We start from the raw sequence: 25,063 nt of genomic DNA on the forward strand, positions 1-25,063 counted from the left end.
TTATTTCGTTACTCTTCAGGTTTATCCAGGGTTACCGCCAGACGTTCTTGCTCACGGCGATACCAGTAATAAGCGCCTTTGGCGATCATGCGTAGCTGCAACACCAGACGATCTTCCAGCTTGCGACGCTGATCAATATCGATGTCCAGCGCTTCCGCGCCCGCGCTGAAAACAATAGTGACCATCGCTTCGGCCTGCGCTTCGGTAAAGCTACGCGGCATACGGTTTTCGACTTCAAGATAATCAGCCAGTTCAGCGATAAAATGCTGAATTTCGCGCGCAACTGCCGCACGAAAAGCGGCAGACGTGCCAGAGCGTTCGCGCAATAACAGGCGGAATGCATTAGGATTGTTGCCGATAAACTCCATAAAGGTGGCTACCGACGTTTTGATAATACTACCGCCTTTAGCAATGCGCTGACGTGCCTGACGCATCAGCTGGCGTAGCATTAATCCGCTTTCGTCCACCATCGTTAAACCGAGTTCATCGACATCTTTGAAGTGGCGATAAAATGAGGTTGGCGCAATGCCAGCTTCGCGGGCAACCTCACGCAAACTCAAACTGGTAAAACTGCGTTCGGCGCTGAGCTGACTGAAGGCTGCTTCAATCAGTGTACGTCGTGTACGTTCTTTCTGTTGCGCTCTGACGCCCATTCTCTCGGCCTTTTGCGGAATTAAGCGGGCACTATAACAAAATTTTCAGCGTACATAAGTGCAAACTGTGTGTATGACTGTGAACCTCACTCTTTGTCAAACTGAGTTGAAAATCGCTGATAGAATTCAGATGTGCGCGGCGAGATGTTAGAATCCCGTTGTAAAAATGTATAAATAATAGGACGTATCGGTATGCAAAAGTCTTACGATTACGATGCCATTGTAATTGGCTCAGGACCTGGCGGCGAAGGTGCGGCGATGGGGCTGGTGAAGCAAGGAGCGCGTATCGCGGTGATCGAACGCTACCATAACATCGGCGGCGGTTGTACACACTGGGGTACTATCCCTTCTAAAGCGCTTCGTCACGCAGTAAGCCGTATCATTGAGTTCAATCAAAACCCGCTTTACAGTGATCATACTCGCCTTCTTCGCTCTTCCTTTGCTGACATTCTCAATCACACCGAAAACGTCATTAGCCAACAAACGGCAATGCGCCAGGGCTTTTATGAGCGTAATCGCTGTGAGCTTTATCAGGGTGATGCACAGTTTGTTAATGCCAACACAATTGAAATTGAACAGCCGGACGGATCACGTGAGCGCCTGACAGCAGAAAAATTCGTTATCGCCTGCGGTTCCCGTCCGTATCACCCGGTAGACGTCGATTTTACCCATCCACGCATTTATGATTCCGACTCTATCCTTAACCTGCATCACGAACCGGGCCATGTGATTATTTACGGCGCCGGGGTAATTGGCTGTGAATATGCCTCGATTTTCCGAGGTCTGAACGTCAAAGTCGATTTGATTAATACACGCGATCGCCTACTGGCGTTCCTTGATCAGGAGATGTCCGACTCGCTTTCTTATCACTTCTGGAACAACGGCGTGGTGATACGTCACAACGAAGAGTTTGAGAAGATCGAAGGCGTAAGCGATGGTGTGATCATGCACCTGAAGTCCGGCAAAAAACTGAAGGCCGACTGCCTGCTTTATGCAAACGGCCGTACCGGGAATACCGATTCGCTGGCGCTGGAAAACGTTGGTCTGGAAGCGGATGGCCGCGGTTTGCTAAAAGTGAACAGCATGTATCAGACTGCACAGCCGCACATCTATGCGGTGGGCGACGTAATTGGTTACCCAAGCCTGGCATCCGCTGCTTACGATCAAGGGCGTATTGCTGCCCAGGCGCTGATTAAAGGGGAAGCCTCAGCGCATCTGATCGAAGATATTCCAACCGGGATTTACACCATTCCAGAAATCAGCTCTGTGGGTAAAACCGAGCAGCAGCTGACGGCCATGAAAGTGCCTTACGAAGTGGGTCGTGCACAGTTTAAACATTTAGCACGCGCACAAATTGTCGGCATGAATGTGGGCAGCCTGAAGATTTTGTTCCATCGCGAAACCAAAGAGATCCTCGGCATCCACTGCTTTGGTGAACGTGCCGCAGAGATAATTCACATCGGCCAGGCAATCATGGAACAGAAGAACGGTGGCAACACGATTGAGTATTTCGTGAACACCACCTTCAACTACCCCACCATGGCCGAAGCTTATCGCGTGGCCGCGTTAAATGGCTTAAACCGCCTGTTTTAACGTCGTGTCAAAATAGCTCTGCATGTGGGTACGAATCGCCTCTGCCAGCTGTTCATAACGGCTGCGCAGAGGTGAGCCAGGGCGGTACACCAGCGCAATGGTGCGTTGTGGAACCGGCTTGTAACACGGTAAATAGCAGACACCATCACGCACGCGTTCCGGAGGCACTGCCAGCGCCGGTAACAGCGTGATGCCACTTCCTGCCGCGACCATATTGCGCAGCGTTTCGAGACTGGTCGCACGAAAATGCGTATCTTCATCTGCGCCAGCTTCAAAACAAAAGCCCATCGCCTGATCGCGTAAGCAGTGTCCATCTTCCAGCATCAGCAGTTTCTCACCCGCCAGATCGGACATCGGCACCCGATCGCGGTCATGCCACGGATGATCCTGATAGATCGCCAGCTTCATCGGCTCATCAAACAACGGCACTTCAATAAACGCCTCACTCTCTTTAACCAGAGCCAGGATGGCGCAGTCAAGCTTACCGCTATCAAGCTGGGCTAACAGTTGCTGGGTTTGTGCTTCATGCAAATACATTTCCAGCTTCGGAAAAGTTTGATGCAGCATCGGTATGACCTGCGGCAACAAATACGGGCCGGTGGTTGGAATCAGACCAATATGCAACGGACCTGACATCGCTTCGCCCTGCTGGCTCGCCATCTCTTTCAGCACTTTCACTTCCCGCAGCACAGTGCGAGCCTGATCCACCAGCAACAAACCGGCTTGAGTGAATAAGACTTTACGACTGGTCCGCTCCAGCAGCATGACGCCCAGTTCATCTTCTAACTTACGAATCTGCCCACTCAGCGTTGGCTGACTCACATGACACGCATCCGCTGCACGGCGAAAATGACGGTGCTCCGCAAGCGACACCAGATATTCCAGATCACGAATGTTCATTGTTATCCTCCATACCACGATAGCCCATGGCGATAGATAGAATAGCAATGAACGATTAGCCCTATCAAGCTGCGATGGGAATAATGCAGCCATCAAATTCAAAGCTGTCGCTCACGAGGAGAAAATATGTTTGCAAGTCAGGAAGGTAAACCGATCCCGCAGGTCACTTTTCACACCCGTCAGGGCGATCGCTGGGTTGATGTCACCACTGATGAATTGTTCAAAGACAAAACCGCCATCGTGTTTTCACTGCCAGGTGCTTTTACCCCAACCTGTTCATCCAGCCATCTGCCACGCTACAACGAATTACACAGCGTGTTTGCGCAGCACGGCGTTGACAGCATTCTTTGCGTCTCTGTGAACGACACCTTTGTGATGAATGCGTGGAAAGCCGAACAGCGCGCTGAACATATTACCTTTATCCCCGATGGCAACGGCGAATTCACACGCGGCATGGATATGCTGGTGGAGAAGGCCGATCTGGGCTTCGGTCCACGCTCCTGGCGTTACTCTATGCTGGTCCGTAACGGTGTCATTGAGAAGATGTTTGTTGAGCCAAACAAGCCGGGCGACCCGTTTGAAGTGTCTGATGCAGACACCATGCTGCGTTATCTGGCACCAGAATTTAAAGTGCAGGAATCAGTCTCTGTCTTCACTAAGCCAGGCTGCCCGTTCTGCACCAAAGCTAAGCAGATGCTGTTGGATCGCGGTATTCAGTACGAAGAGATCGTGCTGGGGCAAGATGCCACTACCGTGAGTTTACGTGCCGTTACCGGTCGCACCACGGTGCCACAAGTGTTTATCGGTGGCCGTCACATTGGCGGTAGCGATGACCTTGAACAGTTTCTGCTGTCAGCGTAAAAAATCTCTGTGTCAGCTGGGAGCTGGCCTTTAATGATGTGCCTATAAGAAAGTGGTAATTCTGTCAATACCGATCGAATTCTGACCCACCCTGCCAAAGTAAAACTGACCCACCCCCTTTGAATCATTCGAGCGTTGTTGCTTTCGTTTTCTTCTGGAGTTGACCGCTTTTCAGCTTATCTTTCAGTCGATAGCTTTGGCCGCTGATTTGGGCGATATGCGCATGGTGAAGCAGCCGATCCAGCATCGCTGCCGTCAGTGTCTCGTCATCACCAAACGTTCCGGACCACTGCGTAAACGGCAGGTTGCTGGTCAGGATCACGCTGCCTGACTCATACCGTTTAGCGACTACCTGGAAGAACAGGTTCGCCTCCATTTTACCGAACGGCAGATATCCCACTTCGTCGATGATCAACAGCTTAGGTTTACCTACGACGCGGTTCAGGTAGCCCTTCAGGTCACCCTGACGATGTGACGCCATCAGTTGCAGCATCATGTCGGCGGCGGTAATGAACCGAATGCTTAAACCCGCCATCGCGGCCTTATAGCCAATGGCGGTCGCCAGGTGCGTTTTGCCGACGCCAGAAGGCCCGAGCAGGACAACGTTCTCCTGACGTTCGATAAATGTCAGACCCGCCAACTCCTGGATCTGACTTCGTGGAACGCCACTGGCATAGGCGTAATCGAACTGCTCCAGTGTTTTTATCACCGGCAGGCCTGATAACCGCAAAATGGTCTGGCGACGCCGTTCGTTCTGGCCATCATGCTGGAGCTGCAAAACGGCTTCCAGGAAGTCGGCATGCGTGCCGCTGTTGTCGATGGTCGCCTGTGCCACACCCGGCCACTCTGCCGGCAGGCGGTCGAGCTTGAGTTGCTCGCAGAGCGCGGCAATACGATCATGTTGAAGGTTCATGCTGGCACCTCGAGCAAGGCCTGGTACGTTGCCAGAGGATGTTGCAGGCTCTCGGTCGGCACCGGACGCTGGCTGAGCGCTGGGACAGGTGCAGGCAATGCCAACGTGACCTTCGGTAACGGCAATAGCGCAGCACGCTCGCGCGGCATGCGCTGCTCAGGCGGTACGCCTGTGGTGCCATGCACTCGTGTGTTCGCGACGGTGACCAGCCACTCGCCGATGCGTGTGTTGGCAGCAGGTACATCCAGTACCAGCCCGGCCTGCCGGAAGGTCGCGGTAAGAGGCACGATAAAGCTGTTCTTGAGGTAATGGTTAAACCGCTCAACCTTACCCTTGGTCTTGGCGCGATAGGGTCGGCAGACCTTGGGAGTAAAGGCATACTTCTCGGCGACGTGCATCAACTGCGGGTTCCAGCGATGCTTACCGGGGCCGTAGACATCGCGCTCAATGATGATGGCCTTGGCGTTGTCGAACAGCAGCTGATGCGGCGTCCCGCCGAAGAACCTGAGCGCAGACTCAATGCCGTCACACCAGGCAGCGGAGTCCTGGTTGCTGTAAAACTTGACGAAAGTCGCGCGGCTCCAGCCCAGCGTGGCGACAAAGGCCAGCAATGGGTTATGACCGAGTCTGATGATGGTGAAATCAACTTGCATCTGAAAGCCAGGCTCGGTCTCGAAGCGTGTTACCTCTTCAGTGACGGGCTGCTTAATGGGGTGCAGGAAAGCGGTCAGCATGCTGTAACCACCCTCGTAACCACGCTGACGGATCTCGCGCAGCAGCACACTGGCGGGTATCCAGAGGGGCCTGGCAGCGGCCACGCGCTCAAGGATATAGGTCTTGAACGGGTCAAGCTTGCAGGGTCTGGGTGCGCGAGGCTTGTAGCGCATATCCGCTACGGGCAGCGGGCTACGAATATATCTGCGAACGGTCTCACGAGAGCATGAAAGCTGGCGCGCGATGGCGCGTATCGACATGCCCTGACGGTGTAAAACACTAATCTCCACTCTGGTCTCCAATGTCATCATTGGCAGTGCCTTAAAACTGCCATTTTTACCCTAGGTGGGTCAGATTTACATCGGCAGGTGGGCCAGTTTTACATCGGTAGCGACAATTCTGAAGTTAGAGGTTAGCGGGCATTTTCTGTGCCCGCTTTTTTTATCTGCAATTTACGCTAAACGCTGCTTCGCTTCAGTAATGGCATACGCCACCTGCTGCGGTGATACGCCACCCTGGGCGTTACGTTTGTCGAGGCAGGACTGGAGCGCCAGAGTCGGATACACATCCTCTTCAATCGCCGTACTAAACTGCTTCAGCTGCGCCAGCGACAACGCTTCCAGCGCTACGCCTTGTTTGATCGCTTCCACGACCGCTTCACCAACAATATGGTGCGCTTCCCGGAACGGTACACCTTTAGCGACCAGATAATCTGCCAGCTCAGTAGAGTTTGCGTAACCTTGCTCAGCAGCCTCCTGACAGTGCGGACGCTTCACCTGAATACCATCAAGCACCAGCACAGACATGTGCAGGCAGTCGAGCCAGGTATCCAGCGCATCGAACAGCCCTTCCTTGTCTTCCTGCATATCTTTATTGTACGCCAGCGGCAGGCCTTTCAGCGTCATCATCATGCCGGTCAATGCACCTTGTACGCGGCCACACTTACCCCGAATTAACTCCAGCGCATCCGGATTTTTCTTCTGTGGCATTAAAGATGAGCCAGAGGTGACTTTGTCTGCCAGCTCAATAAAACCTGCTTCGCCGGTGTTAAAGAAAATCATATCTTCAGCAAAGCGCGATAGATGCACCATACCAATTGCAGCATCAGACAACAGCTCAAGTACATGATCGCGATCGGAAACGGTATCCAGGCTGTTACGTGTCGCTGAGGCAAAACCTAACCAACCCGCCAGCTGTTGCCGATCGATTTCATACGCTGTTCCGGCCAGCGCGCCGCAGCCCAGCGGACTAACATCCAGACGCTTCAGCGTATCCTGCAAACGGCTTTCATCGCGAGCCAGCATTTCCACATACGCCAGACACCAGTGTGCAAACGTTACCGGCTGCGCACGCTGTAAATGGGTATAACCCGGCATCACCGCGTCCTGGTTGACTTCTGCCGTTACTACCAACGCCTGTTGCAGTTCACGCGTGGCACCCAGCAAGGCTTCCACCTGCATTTTGCACCACAGCTTTAAATCGGTAGCGACCTGGTCGTTACGACTGCGGCCAGTGTGCAGTTTTTTACCCAGCGCACCGACTTTCTCGATTAGCTGACCTTCAACCCAGCTATGAATGTCTTCGGCATCGCTTTGTAAAATCTGTTCAGGACTGGCACGTACCTCTTCCAGCAATGCATTCAGTGCAGCTTCCAGCTGTTGCTGTTCATCGCTATTCAGCACATTCACTGTCACTAACGCTTTGGACCAGGCGATTGAGCCGACAATATCCTGCTCCGCCAGGCGATAATCAAAGCGCAGCGAATCGTTGAACTGTTTGAAACGTTGATCTGCTGCCTGGGTAAACCGTCCACCCCAAAGTGCCATGTGAAAATCTCCTTCAAATCGTTAAACGAAGGGCGGCATAAATGCCGCCCTGTGGTTATGCTATGAGGCGAGGCGCACCTCGCCTGCGAATTACTTCTTCTGCTCGTTCAGCGCACGAATGCGTGACGAGAGCGAGAACAGACGGATAAAGCCGCCCGCATGGCGATGATCGTAGACTTCATCTTCACCGAAGGTCGCAAATTCTTCTGAATACAGGCTGTTCGCAGAGCGTTTCTGCGTAGCCGTAGCCTGGCCTTTATACAGCTGCAGGACAACTTCACCATTCACGTCTTCAGCCAGCGACTCAGCGGCGGCCTGGATAGATTTACGCAGCGGCGCAAACCAGCGGCCATCATAAACAACATAAGCCATTTCATGGCCCAGCTGCTCACGCCACTTAAAGCTGTCGCGATCCAAAACCAGCTGCTCAACCGCACGCAGCGCATTGATCATAATGGTGCCGCCTGGGGTTTCGTAACAACCGCGCGACTTAATGCCCACCAGGCGATTTTCCACAATATCAATACGACCTACGCCGTGTTTAGCGCCGATTACGTTAAGTTTTTCCAGGCACTGGAACGGGCTCAGTTTTTCGCCGTTTACCGCGACTACGCGACCTTTTTCTACGGTCACAGTAACATTTTCAGGCTGATCAGGCGCGTCCAGCGGGTCAACGGTCCACACCCAGCAGTCTTTGTTCGGTGCGTTCGCTGGGCTTTCCAGCACTCCGCCTTCAGTAGAAATGTGCCATGCATTTTCGTCACGGCTGTAAATTTTTTCCAGCGATGCGGTGGTCGGGATGTCGCGCTCTTTCAGATAATCCAGCAGCGCTTCACGTGAACGCAGATCCCATTCACGCCATGGCGCTACCACTTTCAGCTGCGGCGCCAGCGCGGTGTAGGTAGTTTCAAAACGTACCTGATCGTTACCTTTACCGGTCGCGCCGTGGCACAGCGCATCAGCGCCCACTTTCAGCGCCAGTTCAACCTGCGCTTTAGCGATGATAGGACGCGCCATAGAAGTGCCCAGCAGATACGTTCCTTCATACAGCGCACCGGTTTGCAGCACTGGATAGACATAATCACTGATAAATTCTTCACGCAGATCAACCACGTGACACTCTGAGGCACCAGACTGTAGCGCTTTCTTCTCAACGCCGTCCAAATCGCTACGTTCCTGGCCAATATCTGCCACGAACGCGACAACTTCACATCCGCCATAGTTTTCTTTCAGCCATGGAATGATGGCAGAAGTATCAAGGCCGCCAGAGTAAGCCAGAACGATTTTTTTGATGCCTTGCGTTTGCATGTCGTAATCCTTGAATCAGAGTCGTTAAGCGAGAATCCGGGTGCCAATCGACACGCCGTTAAAAAGGGTTGGGAGCTGCTCAGCGTGGCGCCAGCTGGCAATATCCACCGGGCGGCCCAGGGTGCGAGCGGCATCTAGCGCCGCGTGCACTTTAACAATCATGCCATCCGTAATGATGCCCTGAGCAATTAACTGTTCGGCTTTATCTGCAGTCATTTCTTCAATGCGCTGACCTTTACCATCCAGAATACCGCTGACATCCGACAACAAGACTAAATCAGCACCGATAGTTGAAGCCAGCGCTGTTGCGGCCTGGTCGGCGTTAACATTCATCAACTCACCGCTATCGGTGATCCCGATTGAGCTGATCACGGGCATGTATCCGGCGTCCAGCAACGTATTAATCAACGCTGGATTACCCGGCGTAGCATTGCCAACATGGCCGAGTTCTTCATCAAACTGCGCCACGTTCACCAACCCAGCATCGCCAAGACACAGGCCAACCGCGTTGATGCCATATTTTCTCGCCCATGCCAGCAGCGTTTTGTTGGCTGTTCCCGCCAGCGCACCGGTAATGATGTCGATTTGATCGGCTGGCGTAATGCGCAGGCCACCCTTTTTCTTCACCGGCAGCGCCAGTTTTTTCATTAATTCGTCTACCAGGCAGCCACCGCCGTGAACGATAATCAGCGAGCGCTGATGTGCTGCGCGATAGGCCAGTAGCGCGTCAAACAACCGGGACAGCGCTTCTTCGCTGTCCAGCAGTACGCCGCCAAGCTTGATAATTAAAGGATTGGTCATGGTTAACTTACTCGTCCGTTAAATCAGTGACTGCGTTTCAGAGAAACCAAAACGAATATTCATACACTGCACCGCTTGCGACGCTGCACCTTTCAGCAAATTGTCTTCTGCCGCCACGACAATCAGGTGCTCGCCCTGTACCGCAAATCCAATATCACAATACGGCAGGCCAACCACCGCTTTCAATGCCGGAACGCCTTGATCGTAAACACGTACCAGCGGTTTGTCGTGATAAGCATGATGGAAGGCTTTGGCGACATCTTCCCGGCTAATGCCAGCTTTCAGGCGGCAGGTGATAGTTGCCAGAATACCACGCGGAAAGCTACCAAGATGCGGAGTGAAAATCACCGGCGTACCAAGATGCGCCACGATTTCTGGATGATGGCGATGCGTGAAGATGCCGTAGGGTTGCAGGCTCACTTCGTAGAAGCTGGTGCCAACGTTAGCTTTACGCCCTGCGCCGCTTACACCACTGGTTGCGTTGATCACGGGCCATTGCGCTTCATTCAGCAGGCCCGCATCTACCAGGGGTTTCAATGCCAGTTGTGATGCGGTTGGGTAGCATCCAGGTACGGCTACCAGCTGCGCTTCTTTAATTTTTTCATGCTGGAACTCAGCAAGGCCGTACACAGCTTTATCCAGCCAGTCTCCGTGCTGATGCGTAAATCCGTAGTACTGGGTATAAAACTCGCCATCATTAACGCGGAAAGCGCCTGACAAATCGAAAACGACGCAGCCGGCTTTCAGAAATTCCGGCGCCAGATCGTGGCTAACTTCGTGAGCGGTTGCCAGAAACACAACATCGACTTTATCTGCCCATTCAGCGGCACTGCTCAGCGGTTGCAGCGGCAGATCCACCACGCCTTTCAGCTGGGGGGGCAGGTCAGATAAACGCTTACCGGCATCCGGGCTTTGCGCTGAAACCGCCAAAGCGGTTATGTTCATATGTGGATGGCGATTCAGGAAGGTGGCAAGCTCTACACCAGCGTAACCACTGGCACCCACGATCAGTGTATTCAACATCAGGCTGTATACCTTATTACAGTCACACGTTCCGGGTCGCGGCCTTGCCCCGTTGCCCATGGTGTCGTTTGCAGAAAACTTAGGTTCCCAGGCAAACGACTTTTATGTATTTTTATTCACTATTAATGCATGAATATTGATACATCCTAACTCAAGGACCGTCAACAGTGAAGTCAAAATTACCGCCTTTTATCGAACTCTACCGCCAGCTAATCGCCACGCCGTCAATCAGTGCAACCGATGCCTCGCTGGACCAGAGTAATGAAACTTTAATCAATTTACTGGCTGGCTGGTTTCGCGACCTGGGCTTCAGCATTGAAGTGCAGCCGGTGCCCGGTACGCGTCATAAATTTAACATGCTGGCCCGCACCGGAAGCGGCGCTGGTGGCCTGCTGCTCGCCGGTCACACCGATACCGTTCCGTTTGATGAAGGTCGCTGGACGCGCGATCCGTTCACGCTGACCGAGCACGACAACAAACTGTACGGTTTAGGCACTGCCGATATGAAAGGTTTCTTTGCTTTCATTCTCGACACGCTACGCGATGTTGATGTAACAACGCTGAGCAAACCGCTTTACATCCTGGCGACCGCTGATGAAGAAACTACTATGGCAGGCGCTAAGTACTTTTCTGAATCGACTCAGCTGCGCCCGGATTGTGCCATTATTGGCGAGCCAACATCCCTTAAACCGGTGCGTGCGCACAAAGGCCACCTGTCAAATGCGATTCGCATTCAGGGCCAGTCTGGCCACTCCAGCGATCCGTCACGGGGCATCAATGCCATTGAACTGATGCACGACGCGATCGGGCATTTAATGCAGCTGCGTAATACATTGAAAGAGCGTTATCACCATGATGGGTTCGCTATCCCTTATCCAACCATGAACTTTGGTCATATTCATGGCGGTGATGCGGCGAATCGCATTTGCGCCTGCTGTGAATTGCATATGGATATTCGCCCGCTGCCGGGACTGTCACTGAGCGATTTAGATGAATTACTCAACGAAGCGCTGGCACCGGTGAGTGCAGCCTGGCCGGGCCGTATTACCGTCAGTGAACTGCATCCACCGATTCCGGGTTACGAATGTCCCGCCAATCATGAGCTGGTAAAAGTAGTGGAAAAACTGCTGGGTATGCCGACAGAGATAGTGAACTATTGCACCGAAGCGCCTTTTATCCAGCAATTGTGCCCAACCCTGGTTTTAGGCCCAGGATCCATTAATCAGGCACACCAGGCAGATGAATTTATCGATACGGCATTTATCAAGCCAACTCGCGAACTTATCAGTCAGGTCGTACGCCATTTCTGCCTCTGATTAACAGCAAATGGGGCATTTAACTGCATTACCAGTAAAATGCCCGGTCATTCTGCGGGATTTACCAATAAGAATAACTTATCCCGCTTTGCTTCCGTTAAATTCTATGAATTTCCGTCATTTAGCGACACGTTCAGGACGCTTCAAGTCAATTGACGAACGGAACATAACGTGGCTAGATAAAAGACGATGTTATGCCCGGTGGGTATATAAGTTAAAAGACGATAAGGGTGTCAGGGTCCAATGAACGAACAATATTCCGCAATGCGAAGTAATGTCAGTATGCTCGGCAAACTGCTCGGGGATACGATTAAGGATGCGCTTGGAGAGAACATCCTCGATCGGCTGGAAACCATCCGTAAACTGTCCAAGTCATCTCGTGCAGGAAATGACACTCATCGTAAGGAACTGCTGAACACGCTGCAAAACTTGTCTAACGATGAACTTTTGCCGGTGGCTCGTGCGTTTAGCCAGTTCCTTAATCTCACCAACGTGGCTGAACAGTATCAAACCATTTCTCACAATGGCGAGGGGGCGAATCACCCGGAGCTATTGAAAAAAACCTTCGAAAACCTTAAGCAGCAGCGTGGCATCAGCGAAAGCGCCATCCGTCAAGCGATTGAATCGTTGTCGCTGGAGCTGGTTTTGACCGCGCATCCCACTGAAATCACCCGCCGCACGCTGATCCATAAGCTGGTTGAAGTGAACAGCTGTCTGAAGCAGCTCGATCACAGCGATATTTCCGATTACGAACGCAATCAAATCATGCGTCGTTTACGCCAATTGGTGGCACAAGCGTGGCACACTGATGAGATCCGTAAATATCGCCCAACCCCTATTGATGAAGCCAAATGGGGCTTTGCGGTGGTTGAGAACAGCTTATGGGAAGGCGTGCCCGCATTTTTGCGTGAACTGAATGAACAGGTTGAAGAATCTTTCGGTATTAAACTGCCGGTTGATTTCGTACCGGTGCAATTTACCTCGTGGATGGGCGGCGATCGCGACGGCAACCCGAACGTGACTGCCTCTATTACGCGTCATGCCATGCAGCTAAGCCGCTGGAAAGCGACCGACCTGTTCCTGCGTGATATTGGCGTGCTGATTTCAGAACTGTCGATGTCGGAATGTAGCGATGAAGTGCGTGAACTGTGTGGCGATCCAGAAGCGATTGAACCGTATCGCATGATCCTGAAGCGTATCCGCAGCCAGTTAATGTCTACGCAATCCTTTCTCGAGCGCCGCCTGAAAGGAGAACGTCTGCCACGACCGGCTGATTTGCTGGTCTCCAACGATCAGCTGTGGCAGCCGCTTTATGCTATTTATCAGTCGCTTCAGCAATGCGGTATGGGCATTATCGCCAACGGCCAACTGCTGGATACGCTGCGCCGCGTAAAATGCTTTGGCGTCCCGCTGGTACGCATCGATCTGCGTCAGGAAAGCACCCGTCATACTGAAGCCATTGCGGAAGTTACGCGCTACCTTGGTCTTGGCGACTATGAAAGCTGGTCTGAAGCCGATAAGCAGGCGTTCCTGATCCGCGAACTGAACTCTAAACGTCCCCTGCTGCCACGTAACTGGGAGCCAGGCGATGAGACGCGCGAAGTCCTGGAAACCTGTCGCGTTGCGGCTGAAGCTCCTCAGGGTTCTATTGCGGCCTATGTTATCTCAATGGCGAAAACGCCCTCTGACGTACTGGCTGTACACCTTCTGTTAAAAGAAGCGGGTATTAACTTCGCGATGCCAGTTGCCCCGCTGTTTGAAACGCTGGATGACCTGAACAACGCCAATGATGTAATGAGCCAATTGCTTAGCATCGACTGGTATCGCGGTTTTATTCAGGGCAAGCAAATGGTCATGATTGGCTACTCAGACTCGGCAAAAGATGCCGGTGTGATGGCTGCCAGCTGGGCGCAGTATCAGGCGCAAGACGCTCTAATCAAAACCTGCGAGAAAGCAGGAATTTCGGTAATGCTCCCAACTTACTGATTTAGTGTATGATGGTGATTTTGAGGTGCTTGCGTGGCTTCCATTTCCATCAGATGTCCTTCCTGCTCCGCTACTGAAGGCGTGGTGCGTAACGGCAAAAGCACTGCCGGACATCAGCGCTATCTCTGCTCTCATTGCCGTAAAACATGGCAACTACAGTTCACTTACACCGCCTCTCAGCCCGGTACGCACCAGACAATCATTGATATGGCCATGAATGGCGTCGGATGTCGCGCCAGTGCACGCATTATGGGCATTGGCCTCAACACGGTTTTACGTCACTTAAAAAACTCAGGCCGCAGTCGGTAACCTCGCGCATACAACCGGGCAGTGATGTGATTGTCTGCGCTGAAATGGACGAACAGTGGGGCTACGTCGGTGCTAAATCACGTCAGCGCTGGCTGTTTTACGCGTATGACAGGATACGGAGGACGGTTGTGGCACACGTCTTCGGTGAACGCACTCTGGCCACACTGGAGCGTCTTCTGAGCCTGCTGTCGGCCTTTGAGGTCGTGGTATGGATGACGGATGGCTGGCCGCTGTATGAATCACGCCTGAAGGGAAAGCTGCACGTTATCAGCAAGCGTTACACTCAGCGCATTGAGCGACATAACCTGAATCTGAGACAACATCTGGCAAGGCTGGGACGGAAGTCACTGTCGTTCTCAAAATCGGTGGAGCTGCATGACAAGGTCATCGGACATTATCTGAACATAAAACACTATCAGTAAGTTGGAGTCATTACCGGAATTTCGCTGACCCTGTTCCATGGACGTGGCGGCACTATTGGTCGTGGCGGTGCACCCGCACACGCCGCGCTGCTGTCACAACCGCCAGGCAGCCTGAAAGGCGGCCTGCGTGTTACCGAACAAGGCGAGATGATCCGCTTTAAATACGGTTTGCCAGAAGTCACTATTGCCAGCCTTTCGCTGTACACCGGTGCCATCCTGGAAGCTAACCTGATGCCGCCGCCAGAGCCAAAAACGGAGTGGCGCAACATTATGAATCAGCTGTCCGCAGATTCATGTGCAATGTATCGCGGTTACGTACGTGAAAATCCAGATTTCGTACCCTATTTTCGTTCGGCAACACCAGAGCAGGAACTGGGTAAATTGCCGCTCGGTTCGCGTCCGGCGAAACGCCGTCCCACCGGTGGCGTTGAGTCGCTGCGTGCAATTCCGTGGATTTTCGCCTGGACGCAGAACCGCTTAATGTTGCCAGCCTGGCTGGGCGCCGGTGCGGCGCTGCAACAGGCGATGGAAGCGGGCCATCAGGATCAGCTTGAAGCGATGTGCCGCGACTGGCCTTTCTTCTCGACTCGCCTCGGCATGCTGGAAATGGTGTTTTCGAAAGCCGACCTGTGGCTGGCGGAATATTACGATCAACGTCTGGTTGATAAATCACTGTGGCCACTGGGCAAGCAGCTGCGCGACCAGCTTGATTTGGATATTAAAGCGGTGCTGACCATTGCCAACGACGCACATCTGATGGCTGACCAGCCCTGGATCGCCGAATCAATTGCGCTGCGCAACGTCTACACCGATCCGCTCAACGTTCTTCAGGCTGAACTGTTGCATCGTTCACGTGCTCAGGAAACGCGCGGTGACGAACCGGATGCGCGTGTGGAACAAGCGCTAATGGTTACTATTGCAGGCGTGGCGGCAGGCATGCGCAATACCGGTTAATGTAGAACGAGCCGCTGGATACAGTGATGTACATAGCGGCTTTCTAATCAACCGAAATGGAAGACAAAAAAAGCCGGGCAATCGATAAATTGCCCGGCTTTTTTATAAGAAGAAGAATTACACCGCCACAGCCGGTCGTACCCCCAGGGTATGACAGATGGCGTAACTCATTTCAGCGCGGTTCAGCGTATAGAAGTGGAAATCTTTAACGCCTTCGCGAGAAAGAATTTTCACCATGTCCATGGCGATATTCGCGCCGACCATTTTGCGTGTTTCCGCATCATCATCCAGCCCTTCAAACATCGCGCTCATCCAGCCAGGAACACGCACATTGGTCATGGTAGCGAAGCGTTGTAGCTGCTTAAAGTTAGATACCGGTAAAATGCCCGGTATGATTTCAACGTCAATGCCTGCTGATACGCAGCGATCGCGAAAACGTAAATAGCTTTCAACGTCAAAGAAGAATTGAGTAATTGCGCGATTAGCACCGGCATCAATTTTACGCTTCAGGTTAATTAAATCAGCCTGCGCGCTTTTGGCTTCAGGATGCACTTCAGGATAAGCCGCGACTGAAATATCGAAATCACCCACTTCTTTCAGCAGCGAGACTAAATCGCAGCCGTACATTTCTGGTTTGCCGCTGCCCGCTGGCAGATCGCCACGCAACGCCACAATATGACGAATGCCATTGTTCCAGTAATCCTGCGCAATGGTACGTAACTCACCACGCGTGGCGTCAATGCAGGTCAGGTGCGGTGCCGCCTCTAAACCGGTGCGATCTTTGATGCCTTTAATAATGCTGTGGGTACGATCGCGCTCGCCCGAATTGGCACCATAGGTTACCGAAACGAATTTGGGCTTCAGGCTACTCAGGCGATCGATTGAACTCCACAGTGTGTCTTCCATTTCGCTGGTACGAGGCGGAAAGAATTCAAAAGAGACATTAATTTGCCCGTTCAGCTCTGCCAGGCTTTGATTTAGCGCTTCGCGCTGATTGGCATGAAAGAAACTCATCCTGCTACCTCATCGATCACATCGGTTAACTGTCGCCCTGCGAACATCCATACGTTTAGACGTCCAGATGCTCAAAATGAACGATTCCTCGCGCAGCGTCAACTTAAAAATGAACCAGAAAAGTGACAAATCTTCAGGGAACGTGAATAAAATTCAACATGCGGCGAGAAATAAGAAAAAGGCAGGCGATAAACGCGCCCGCCTGAAAAATTATAATAGCTGGGCGAGACGGTTAATATCTGACTGAATTGCGCCTGCGGTGACATCGCGCCCGGCCCCCGGCCCCCGGATCACCAGTGGATTATCGCGATACCAACGACTTTCAATGGCGAACACGTTATCACACGGCAGCAGCGAGGCCAGCGGGTGCGTCGGTCGCACCGCTTCTACACCCACGCGCGCTTTGCCGTTAGCATCAAAGCGCGCCACATAGCGCAGCACTAACCCCATCTCCTGTGCCGCTTCAAAACGCTGCAACATCTGCTTGTTTAACGCATCGCCATTCTCGAAGAAATGGTCGATTGAGCCTTCTTCACAGTTATGGGGGACTAATGACTCAACCCGTACCTGATCCGGCTCGATGTTATATCCTGCTTCACGCGCCAGAATTACCAGCTTACGCATTACGTCCTGACCAGACAGATCAACGCGCGGATCAGGTTCGGTTAAGCCTTGCTGCCATGCCTGATCCACCAGCTCGGTGAAAGGCGCCGTACCGTCAAATTGCAGAAATAACCACGATAACGTGCCTGAGAAGATACCGCTGATTGACAATATGGTGTCGCCGCTGTCGCGCAGATCGCGCACCGTATAATTAATCGGTAAGCCAGCGCCGACTGTGGCGTTATAAAGCCAGTGGCGGCCTGTTTTAGTGAACGCATCACGGATCTGACGCCAGGTCTGGCTGTCGGATGCGCCAGCCACTTTATTCGCGCTAATGACGTGGAAACCGTGGCTGGCAAAATCAAGATACTGCTGAGCCAGCGGTGCGCTAGCGGTAACATCCAACACCACCAGATCGTCAAACGGGTGCGCACGCAACCACAGGAACAGGGATTCTTCGTCGCGCTTTTCAGCCTCATCGTCAAAGAAGGCGAGCGCACGGCGGGCATCAACCCCTTCATAATTCAGCAGGCTGCGCTGGCTATCCGCTACGCCCGCTAAAACAAATTCAAACCCCGTGCGTGCCGACAGCGTTTCCTGTTCGCGTGCGAACAGTTCCAGCCAGCGTGAACCGATATTACCTTTACCAAACAAAATCAGGCCAATACGTTTTTCCGCCCGGAACAGTGACTGATGCAGGCCCTGGATCAAATGTTGAGTAGGGCCCACGCGTAATACCGCAACCACGCTGATATGATCTTCCGACTGCCAGACAAACTCAACTGGCTGATCTTTTAGCTGCTGCCAGAAACGGTGAGTATGCAACGGATTACGGGTAACGCCTGCCCCAACCAAAGCGACCAGGGCTAGCCCATCACGTAACTGCAAATGCCCCGGCAAACCGGCATCCTGGAGCAGCGTGAAAGCGCTGTTAACCACTTCAGAGGTATAGCAAAGCTGCAATAACTGCCGATCGGGATGCACACCAACCGCCAGCGGACGTAGCTGCGCACGCTTCAACAGCAGTTCGATCTCTTTCTGCAGAAGGGCAAAATCATGTTGTTCCGGTAGCTGAATCTCAATCAGGCATACATCGTCATGGCTGGTGACAATACGCGCACCGGTGCCAGAGGCCAGCACGCGCTCAATACGCGTTGAGCCTTGTTCTGGCTGGTAGCTACAGCGCAACTGAAGGTCAATATCGCTGCCGGAAACGGGCTGTAGCGTGCGGGTATGTAATACCGGCGCAGCAAGGCGCGCCAGCTCGCTGGCCTCGTCGAGACGCAACAGCGGCAGCAGGCAGGCATCAGAGACCTTGCGTGGGTCAGCGCTGTAAACACCGGCCACATCGCTCCAGATGGTGACGCGACTTACACTCGCCAACGCGCCAATTTGGGTTGCAGAGTAATCGGAGCCATTACGGCCCAGCAGCACGGTTTCACCGGCATCGTTACGACAGATAAATCCGGTCACCACCACACGCTTATGCGGATGCTGCGCCAGCAAGGTTTGCAGCAGCGGCCACGATTTCCCTTCATCTACCTGCGGTTGTGCTGCTCGCTCGGCACGCAAAAAGTCGCGGGCATCCAGCCAGCAGGCGTCAATGTCATTCTGGCTTAAAACCGCGGCCATCAGGCGTGCTGACCAGACTTCGCCGTGACCCACCACCTCGGCATACACGGCTTCAGTAATATTACCATCCAGCAGTGCGGCCAGTTTTTCCAAATCGCGGATAAACTGCTCAATTAAACGTTCAGCCATTTCAGCAGGAAGCAGCGCGCTAATCAGTTCGCTTTGATAGCGTCGTAAAGCCTGTTGCACTTGATGCGCCGAAAGGCGATCGCTATGGCTGAGCTTTAACCAGCTGATCAGCTGGTTAGTCGTCGATCCAGCGGCAGAAACCACCATTATATCACTCGGCTGGCTGTAGCCTGCCATAATGCTGGACACGCGCTGATAGCAGCGAGCATCCGCCAGACTACTGCCACCAAATTTGTGCAACTGCTTGCTGTTCGGCGTTCCTGCGCCTGCTGAAATCGTCATTATTAACCCTCGGCAGCGACCCGGAATGCATTATCCAAATCGGCAATTAAATCTTCGTGATCTTCAATACCTACAGAAACCCGCAGTAACGTTTCGGAGATGCCCGCTGCGGCCCGCGCCTCGGCTGACATGCCCGCATGCGTCATGGTTGCAGTATGAGAAATTAAACTTTCTACGCCGCCCAGTGATTCTGCGAGCGTAAACAGCCGTAGTGCTTTCAGGAAACGGCGCAGTAAAGCTTCGTCTCCATCAATTTCAAAGCTTAACATTGCGCCAAAACCGCGCTGCTGACGTACCGCGTGCTCATGTCCGGCGTTTTCGGGCAGTGAAGGATGATACAGCTTTTTCACTAACGTCTGTTGCTTTAGGTAATCGACTATTGCCAGGGCGTTGCGCTGGGCAGCGTTGATGCGCGGCGATAAGGTGCGCAGACCACGCAACAATAAATAACTGTCAAATGCCGCGCCGGTCACGCCAATATTGTTGGCCCACCAGGCGAGATCGGTGGCCAGCTGAGGATCCTTAGCAATGACCGCACCCGCCACGACATCTGAATGCCCATTAAGGTATTTAGTGCAGGAGTGGACGACTAAATCGGCACCCAGCGCCAGTGGATTTTGCAACGCCGGGCTGAGGAAGGTGTTATCGACCACGCTGATTGCCCCGGCTGCGCGAGCGGCTTCGCAAATAGCGGCAATATCAACCACGCGTAGCAATGGGTTGCTGGGGCTTTCCACCAGCACCAGCTTCGGCTTTTCATCAAGCGCTGCCTGCAATGCCGCTTTGTCACCTTGATCGACAAATTTTACGCGATAAGCGCCGCGCCTGCTCAGGCTATCAAACAGGCGATAGCTGCCACCGTAACAGTCATGTGGCGCGACGAGCAGATCGCCAGGCTTCAGGAACACCGTTGTCACCAGATGAATCGCTGACATGCCGGTATTGGTTAATACCGCCCCCGCTCCTCCTTCCAGCTCGGCCAATGCACGCTGCACTACGTCACGGGTTGGATTACCACGACGCGAATAGTCGTGAGCACGCGGCTCGTTAAAATCAATAAAGTTATACGTGCTGGAAAGGTGAATGGGTGGGACAACGCAGCCATATTGCTCGTCATCATTCAAACCGCTGCGAACTGCGATGGTTGCCTGTTTACGCGTCATGGTGCTAACTGTTCCTGAAGAGTGAAATTAAGAAGGCAACAGGATAACACTCCGCAATTAGACGTCAATACATCTGGACATCTAAATGTCTTTGCGTATAGATTGAGCAAAAACGCAATACCCGCTAAAATTATGCGTCATCGCCTGACGTTCAGGATTGTGTATATGCGACTTTGAACGGAGAAAAACCCGCCATTTAAGGGGTCAGGCGCTAAAAGATCAGGCATAATCCTCTGATTTCCTAACATTTAACTTTTATTGATTAAGGTAAACCATGGCTGAATGGAACGGCAAATATATCAGCCCGTACGCTGAGCACGGTAAAAAGAGCGAGCAGGTTAAAAAGATCACAGTTTCTATCCCGTTGAGCGTGCTAAAAATTTTAACGGATGAACGTACCCGTCGTCAGGTGAATAACCTGCGTCACGCCACTAATAGTGAACTGCTGTGCGAAGCCTTCTTACATGCCTTTACTGGGCAACCGCTGCCAGATGATGTGGATCTGCGCAAAGAACGCAGTGATGAAATTCCAGAAGAAGCAAAAAAGATCATGCGCGATATGGGCATTGACCCCGATACCTGGGAATACTAAATCGTCAGGCATAAAAAAACCCAGCCGAAGCTGGGTTTTTCTTGCTGTCGAACCGGTTCGATTCGAATGCCGTAATCTTATTTTTTGCTGCCCGGCAGGCTGAAACGCTTGTTAAAGCGGTCAACACGGCCACCAGTTGCAACTTCACGCTGCTTACCGGTGTAGAACGGGTGGCACTGACCGCAAACGTCCAGGTTCAGTTCGTGAGTCAGCGTAGAACGCGTATGAATCACGTTACCGCAAGTACAGTTAATGGTCACTGCTTCGTATTTTGGGTGAATACCTTGTTTCATGGGAAACCTCATATAAGGCCGTGTCGCTCTCCGCGCCAGGAAGCAATCCCGCACGGTACCACACGCTGTTAAACATTAATGGTGTACTCCGACAAGCTCTTTCTCATCGAAGGCGGCAAATTATACAGGTATTTTCGCCCTGCTGCAAATATGGCCTGATATATCCGCTTAAACGTGTAGCGTGTACACTACGTTTCCCGATCATTGAACCGGAAAGAGATTGCCATGCCCGTTGTTCAGGTTGCCCTGCCCGTTCCTTTACCTCGCCTGTTTGACTATCTGCCGCCGCTGGGTACGCAGCCGGTCATCGGTGGGCGTGTGAGCGTGCCGTTTGGCAACCGGAAGATGATCGGCATCGTCGTCGCCTGGCGAGAAACCAGCGATCTGCCGGAAACACAACTCAAAAAGATCAATGAGGTGCTGGATAGCGAATCGCTGTTCCCGCCCTCGCTATGGCGCATCCTGAACTGGGCCGCAGATTATTACCATTCTCCGCCTGGCGAAGTGTTAAGTCATGCGCTGCCGGTTCTGCTGCGTCAGGGCAAAGCCGCCCAGGAAACCCCCTTGTGGCAATGGCAAATCACCGAACAGGGACGTGCTACCGCTCCCGAAAGCCTGAAGCGCGCCCCGAAGCAACAGCAAGCGCTGGCTGCATTGCGGCAAAAGCCGCTGTATCGCCATCAGGTAACGTCCCATGATTTAACCGATGCCGTGATGCAGTCGCTGCGTACGAAAGGTTTGTGCGACCTGCATGCGCATTTACCGCCGAGGCATGACTGGCGCGACAGCTTTGCTGTTAAAGGCGAACGTCTGCGACTGAATACCGATCAGGCTACCGCGGTTGGTGCGATACGTGGCGAAGATGAACATTACGCCGCCTGGCTGCTGGCAGGTATTACGGGTTCTGGCAAAACTGAAGTCTATCTTAGCGTGCTGGAAAATGTGCTGGCGCGTGGCAAACAGGCGCTGGTCCTGGTGCCGGAAATTGGTTTAACACCACAGACCATCGCCCGCTTTCGTGAACGTTTTGACGCGCCAGTTGATGTGTTGCATTCCGCGCTGAATGACAGCGAACGTCTGGCAGTCTGGCTGCGTGCACGCCGTGGCGAAACGGCGATTGTGATTGGTACACGTTCGGCGCTTTTCACGCCGCTGGCGCGGCCTGGCGTCATCATCATTGATGAAGAGCATGACAGTTCGTACAAGCAGCAGGAAGGCTGGCGCTACCAGGCCCGCGATTTAGCAGTGTTCCGCGCACATGAAGAGGATATTCCGGTTGTGATGGGGTCAGCGACACCTGCGCTGGAAACGCTGCATAACGTGCGTAATGGCAAATATCGCCAGCTCGATCTGACGAAACGTGCCGGTAATGCTAAACCCGCGCTACAGCAGCTGATTGATTTAAAAGGCGTACAGCTGACTGGCGGTCTTGCGCCTGCGCTGATTGGCAAAATGCGTCAGCATCTGCAGGCGAACAATCAAGTTCTGCTGTTTCTGAATCGACGCGGTTTCTCACCCGCCCTGCTCTGTCATGATTGCGGCTGGATAGCTGAGTGTCAGCGCTGCGATCGTTATTACACGCTACATCAGCATCAGCGTCAGCTACGATGCCATCACTGCGACAGCCAGCGTCCGCTACCAAACCAGTGTCCACAATGCGGTTCAACTCATTTATTGCCGGTTGGCGTCGGAACGGAGCAGCTCGAACAGCATCTCGGTACGCTGTTTCCCGGTGTTGCCGTTTCGCGTATCGATCGTGACACCACCAGCCGTAAAGGCGCACTGGAACAACATCTGGCCGATGTACATCGTGGCGGCGCCCGTATACTGGTTGGTACGCAAATGCTGGCAAAAGGTCACCACTTTCCAGATGTGACACTGGTAGCGTTACTGGATGTGGATGGCGCACTATTTTCAGCAGATTTCCGCGCAGCAGAACGCTTTGCGCAGCTATATACCCAGGTTGCCGGACGTGCGGGTCGTGCAGGCAAACAGGGCGAAGTGCTGCTGCAAACCCATCATCCTGAACATCCATTGCTGCAAATATTGCTGCATCAGGGCTATTTTGCTTTTGCTCAGCAAACGCTGCTGGAACGACAAGCGGTGTTTTTACCGCCATGGACCAGCCATGCGCTGTTTCGTGCGGAAGATCATGATAACCAGCAGGCTGCCGAATTTCTGCAACAGTTGCGAAATCTGCTGGAAGTCAGCCCGCTCAATGACAAATCGATGTGGTTAATGGGTCCGCTACCTGCCCTGCAACCCAAGCGTAGCGGACGCTGGCGTTGGCAGCTATTGGTGCAACATCCATCACGTAAGCGTTTACAACACTTACTTAGCAGTTCATTACCCCTGGTCTCCACCCTGCCGACTGCACGTAAGGTGAAATGGACGCTGGATATTGATCCAACAGAAAGCTAAGTTGCAGCAAGAGTGCGAGCCAGATCGAAAAAAGTCGCATAAGTCACAATTTTTATGCAAATTAAGTAACAACCTTGCCGGGCGATCGTTAACAATACTGACCGGCCTGCTTTCAGGTCAGACCAAATAAACATTCGAACGTGAATAACGCGTCAGGAGTCAGTGTTGGAGCAGAATCAACAACAGCCCGCCACTACCATGAAAGATGTGGCGGAAAAAGCGGGCGTCTCGACCGCAACCGTTTCTCGTGCGCTAATGAATCCGGAAAAAGTCTCTGCCGCAACCCGACAGAAAGTTGAGCGCGCTGTCGTTGCTGTCGGCTATGCGCCGCATGGTTTATCACGCAACGGCCGCCGGGGTGAGACACAAACTATTCTGATTATCGTACCCGATATTTGTGATCCCTTTTTCAGTGAGATCATTCGTGGCGTCGAAGTGACCGCAGCGCAGGAAGGTTACCTGGTACTCATTGGCGACTGTGCGCATCAAAATCAGCAAGAAAAGACCTTCATGAACATGATGCTGGCGCGCCAGGTTGATGGCATGGTGTTGCTCGGTTCACAATTACCCTTTGATGCCAGTGTTGATGAACAACGCAACCTGCCGCCAATGGTGATGGCCAATGAATTTGCGCCTGAGATGGCTTTGCCAACGGTACATATTGATAATTTAACCGCATCCTTCGAAGCGGTTAATCATCTGCTTCAGCTGGGTCATACACAGATTGCCTGTATTGCCGGGCCTGAAACCATGCCGCTGTGCCAGTATCGTCTGCAGGGTTACCTTCAGGCGATGCGCCGTAGCGGATTGGCGATTGATCCGACTTATATCGTACGTGGCAACTTTACGTTTGAAGCGGGCGTGGCGGCACTGAAGCAGCTACTGGCGCTGCCGCAACCTCCGCGCGCCCTGTTTTGTCACAGCGATATTATCGCGCTCGGCGCGATAAAGCAGGCAAAACGCATGGGGCTTCGCGTCCCGGAAGATCTTTCAGTCGTGGGCTTTGATGACATTGAACTGTCGCGCTATTGCGAGCCGCCGCTGACAACGGTGACACAGCCGCGTTATCAGATTGGCCGGGAAGCAATGCTGCTGTTGCTTGATGAGTTACAGGGTCAGCGGGTAAATAATGGCTCACGCCTGCTAGATGCTGAGCTGGCGGTACGAGGCAGCACCGCGCCATGCAAAAAACGTGAAAAATAGACGTAACTTTCTACTTTTTTCAGTAAATTCTTAAGGCGAACACTGCTGGTCAAAGCACCGGCCCTTAAGTAACATGGCGGACTCCTTACCGGGCCGATTAACAGCAGTAAAATCGCCCATTTGGCACTATTTTTTAAAGGGTATCTGAACGA

General features: G+C 52.9%; 19 protein-coding genes and 2 pseudogenes. 9 read left to right on the top strand and 12 right to left on the bottom strand.

The window, feature by feature from the left end; all coding sequences use genetic code 11:
* Positions 1-8 precede the first annotated feature (8 nt).
* A complete protein-coding gene (gene fabR / locus H2P46_RS16975; RefSeq protein WP_193406084.1) occupies positions 9-653 on the bottom strand; it encodes an HTH-type transcriptional repressor FabR in 645 nt (214 codons plus the stop codon).
* Positions 654-845: 192 nt separating this feature from the next.
* On the opposite strand from fabR, the gene sthA reads away from it, so the two are divergent.
* Positions 846-2,246 (top strand): Si-specific NAD(P)(+) transhydrogenase, encoded by a 1,401-nt coding sequence (sthA, locus tag H2P46_RS16980; RefSeq protein WP_193406085.1) that lies wholly within the window; start codon positions 846-848, stop codon positions 2,244-2,246.
* Here sthA and oxyR read toward each other — a convergent pair.
* Positions 2,229-3,146, bottom strand: coding sequence for a DNA-binding transcriptional regulator OxyR (gene oxyR, locus H2P46_RS16985; protein ID WP_193406086.1), 918 nt, complete (start codon positions 3,144-3,146; stop codon positions 2,229-2,231). The genes sthA and oxyR overlap by 18 nt on opposite strands.
* 126 nt (positions 3,147-3,272) lie before the next feature.
* Here oxyR and H2P46_RS16990 point away from each other — a divergent pair, with 126 nt between their 5' ends.
* Positions 3,273-4,007 (top strand): glutathione peroxidase, encoded by a 735-nt coding sequence (locus H2P46_RS16990; RefSeq protein WP_193406087.1) that lies wholly within the window; start codon positions 3,273-3,275, stop codon positions 4,005-4,007.
* A gap of 124 nt (positions 4,008-4,131) precedes the next feature.
* Here the strand turns inward: H2P46_RS16990 and istB are convergent, their stop codons facing one another.
* From istB to argC, 6 genes are all read right to left on the bottom strand, one after another.
* Complete coding sequence (gene istB / locus H2P46_RS16995) at positions 4,132-4,920, bottom strand: IS21-like element helper ATPase IstB (protein WP_193403211.1); 789 nt, start codon at positions 4,918-4,920, stop codon at positions 4,132-4,134.
* The gene (istA, locus tag H2P46_RS17000) at positions 4,917-5,945 is read right to left on the bottom strand and encodes an IS21 family transposase (protein WP_193403243.1); all 1,029 of its coding nucleotides are present in this window, start codon (positions 5,943-5,945) and stop codon (positions 4,917-4,919) included. Before istA ends, istB begins: the two co-directional genes overlap by 4 nt.
* Before the next feature lie 141 nt (positions 5,946-6,086).
* Complete coding sequence (gene argH, locus H2P46_RS17005; RefSeq protein ID WP_193406088.1) at positions 6,087-7,460, bottom strand: argininosuccinate lyase; 1,374 nt, start codon at positions 7,458-7,460, stop codon at positions 6,087-6,089.
* A gap of 90 nt (positions 7,461-7,550) precedes the next feature.
* Positions 7,551-8,768 carry an argininosuccinate synthase gene (locus H2P46_RS17010; protein WP_193406089.1) on the bottom strand — a complete coding sequence of 406 codons (1,218 nt, stop codon included), beginning with the start codon at positions 8,766-8,768 and terminating at the stop codon, positions 7,551-7,553.
* 24 nt (positions 8,769-8,792) lie between these two features.
* Positions 8,793-9,569, bottom strand: a complete 777-nt coding sequence (gene argB / locus H2P46_RS17015; RefSeq protein WP_193406090.1) for an acetylglutamate kinase — start codon at positions 9,567-9,569, stop codon at positions 8,793-8,795.
* Positions 9,570-9,587: 18 nt separating this feature from the next.
* Entirely contained in the window at positions 9,588-10,592 is a 1,005-nt protein-coding gene (argC, locus tag H2P46_RS17020) for an N-acetyl-gamma-glutamyl-phosphate reductase (RefSeq protein ID WP_193406091.1), read from the bottom strand.
* A gap of 167 nt (positions 10,593-10,759) precedes the next feature.
* Here argC and argE point away from each other — a divergent pair, with 167 nt between their 5' ends.
* The 4 genes and pseudogenes from argE to H2P46_RS17040 form a co-directional block, all read left to right on the top strand.
* On the top strand, positions 10,760-11,908 hold the full coding sequence (gene argE, locus H2P46_RS17025) for an acetylornithine deacetylase (protein ID WP_193406092.1): 1,149 nt from the start codon (positions 10,760-10,762) through the stop codon (positions 11,906-11,908).
* A 243-nt stretch (positions 11,909-12,151) separates the two neighbouring features.
* Positions 12,152-13,882, top strand: a pseudogene (locus H2P46_RS17030) (phosphoenolpyruvate carboxylase); the annotation flags it as partial.
* Between the two features lie 45 nt (positions 13,883-13,927).
* Positions 13,928-14,625 (top strand): IS1 family transposase gene (locus tag H2P46_RS17035; protein ID WP_239952247.1). Its coding sequence is split into 2 segments (ribosomal slippage): positions 13,928-14,177 and positions 14,177-14,625, totalling 699 coding nucleotides; the frame shifts between segments, so codons are not numbered across the junction.
* Positions 14,626-14,640: 15 nt separating this feature from the next.
* Positions 14,641-15,579: pseudogene (locus tag H2P46_RS17040) on the top strand (phosphoenolpyruvate carboxylase); the annotation flags it as partial.
* A 117-nt stretch (positions 15,580-15,696) separates the two neighbouring features.
* Here H2P46_RS17040 and metF read toward each other — a convergent pair.
* From metF to metB, 3 genes are all read right to left on the bottom strand, one after another.
* Positions 15,697-16,593 (bottom strand): methylenetetrahydrofolate reductase, encoded by an 897-nt coding sequence (gene metF / locus H2P46_RS17045; protein ID WP_193406093.1) that lies wholly within the window; start codon positions 16,591-16,593, stop codon positions 15,697-15,699.
* Between the two features lie 210 nt (positions 16,594-16,803).
* Entirely contained in the window at positions 16,804-19,239 is a 2,436-nt protein-coding gene (locus H2P46_RS17050) for a bifunctional aspartate kinase/homoserine dehydrogenase II (protein WP_193406094.1), read from the bottom strand.
* Between the two features lie 2 nt (positions 19,240-19,241).
* Positions 19,242-20,402 carry a cystathionine gamma-synthase gene (metB, locus tag H2P46_RS17055; protein ID WP_193406095.1) on the bottom strand — a complete coding sequence of 387 codons (1,161 nt, stop codon included), beginning with the start codon at positions 20,400-20,402 and terminating at the stop codon, positions 19,242-19,244.
* 274 nt (positions 20,403-20,676) lie between these two features.
* Here metB and metJ point away from each other — a divergent pair, with 274 nt between their 5' ends.
* Positions 20,677-20,994, top strand: coding sequence for a met regulon transcriptional regulator MetJ (metJ, locus tag H2P46_RS17060; protein ID WP_193406096.1), 318 nt, complete (start codon positions 20,677-20,679; stop codon positions 20,992-20,994).
* Positions 20,995-21,071: 77 nt separating this feature from the next.
* On the opposite strand, the gene rpmE is transcribed toward metJ, so the two are convergent.
* Positions 21,072-21,287 (bottom strand): 50S ribosomal protein L31, encoded by a 216-nt coding sequence (rpmE, locus tag H2P46_RS17065; RefSeq protein ID WP_193406097.1) that lies wholly within the window; start codon positions 21,285-21,287, stop codon positions 21,072-21,074.
* A 225-nt stretch (positions 21,288-21,512) separates the two neighbouring features.
* Here rpmE and priA point away from each other — a divergent pair, with 225 nt between their 5' ends.
* Positions 21,513-23,708, top strand: coding sequence for a primosomal protein N' (gene priA / locus H2P46_RS17070; protein ID WP_193406098.1), 2,196 nt, complete (start codon positions 21,513-21,515; stop codon positions 23,706-23,708).
* Positions 23,709-23,873: 165 nt separating this feature from the next.
* A complete protein-coding gene (gene cytR, locus H2P46_RS17075; protein WP_193406099.1) occupies positions 23,874-24,911 on the top strand; it encodes a DNA-binding transcriptional regulator CytR in 1,038 nt (345 codons plus the stop codon).
* The last annotated feature ends 152 nt before the right edge of the window (positions 24,912-25,063 follow it).

The sequence above is a fragment of the Mixta mediterraneensis genome (genome assembly GCF_014946725.1).
GTDB lineage: Bacteria > Pseudomonadota > Gammaproteobacteria > Enterobacterales > Enterobacteriaceae > Pantoea > Pantoea mediterraneensis.

What these genes read in the sequence shown, in the direction of transcription:
- fabR (WP_193406084.1), bottom strand. Translation starts at nt 653, where the DNA reads ATGGGCGTCAGAGCGCAACAGAAAGAACGTACACGACGTACACTGATT.
- sthA (WP_193406085.1), top strand. Translation starts at nt 846, where the DNA reads ATGCAAAAGTCTTACGATTACGATGCCATTGTAATTGGCTCAGGACCT.
- oxyR (WP_193406086.1), bottom strand. Translation starts at nt 3,146, where the DNA reads ATGAACATTCGTGATCTGGAATATCTGGTGTCGCTTGCGGAGCACCGT.
- H2P46_RS16990 (WP_193406087.1), top strand. Translation starts at nt 3,273, where the DNA reads ATGTTTGCAAGTCAGGAAGGTAAACCGATCCCGCAGGTCACTTTTCAC.
- istB (WP_193403211.1), bottom strand. Translation starts at nt 4,920, where the DNA reads ATGAACCTTCAACATGATCGTATTGCCGCGCTCTGCGAGCAACTCAAG.
- istA (WP_193403243.1), bottom strand. Translation starts at nt 5,945, where the DNA reads ATGATGACATTGGAGACCAGAGTGGAGATTAGTGTTTTACACCGTCAG.
- argH (WP_193406088.1), bottom strand. Translation starts at nt 7,460, where the DNA reads ATGGCACTTTGGGGTGGACGGTTTACCCAGGCAGCAGATCAACGTTTC.
- H2P46_RS17010 (WP_193406089.1), bottom strand. Translation starts at nt 8,768, where the DNA reads ATGCAAACGCAAGGCATCAAAAAAATCGTTCTGGCTTACTCTGGCGGC.
- argB (WP_193406090.1), bottom strand. Translation starts at nt 9,569, where the DNA reads ATGACCAATCCTTTAATTATCAAGCTTGGCGGCGTACTGCTGGACAGC.
- argC (WP_193406091.1), bottom strand. Translation starts at nt 10,592, where the DNA reads ATGTTGAATACACTGATCGTGGGTGCCAGTGGTTACGCTGGTGTAGAG.
- metF (WP_193406093.1), bottom strand. Translation starts at nt 16,593, where the DNA reads ATGAGTTTCTTTCATGCCAATCAGCGCGAAGCGCTAAATCAAAGCCTG.
- H2P46_RS17050 (WP_193406094.1), bottom strand. Translation starts at nt 19,239, where the DNA reads ATGACGATTTCAGCAGGCGCAGGAACGCCGAACAGCAAGCAGTTGCAC.
- metB (WP_193406095.1), bottom strand. Translation starts at nt 20,402, where the DNA reads ATGACGCGTAAACAGGCAACCATCGCAGTTCGCAGCGGTTTGAATGAT.
- metJ (WP_193406096.1), top strand. Translation starts at nt 20,677, where the DNA reads ATGGCTGAATGGAACGGCAAATATATCAGCCCGTACGCTGAGCACGGT.
- rpmE (WP_193406097.1), bottom strand. Translation starts at nt 21,287, where the DNA reads ATGAAACAAGGTATTCACCCAAAATACGAAGCAGTGACCATTAACTGT.
- priA (WP_193406098.1), top strand. Translation starts at nt 21,513, where the DNA reads ATGCCCGTTGTTCAGGTTGCCCTGCCCGTTCCTTTACCTCGCCTGTTT.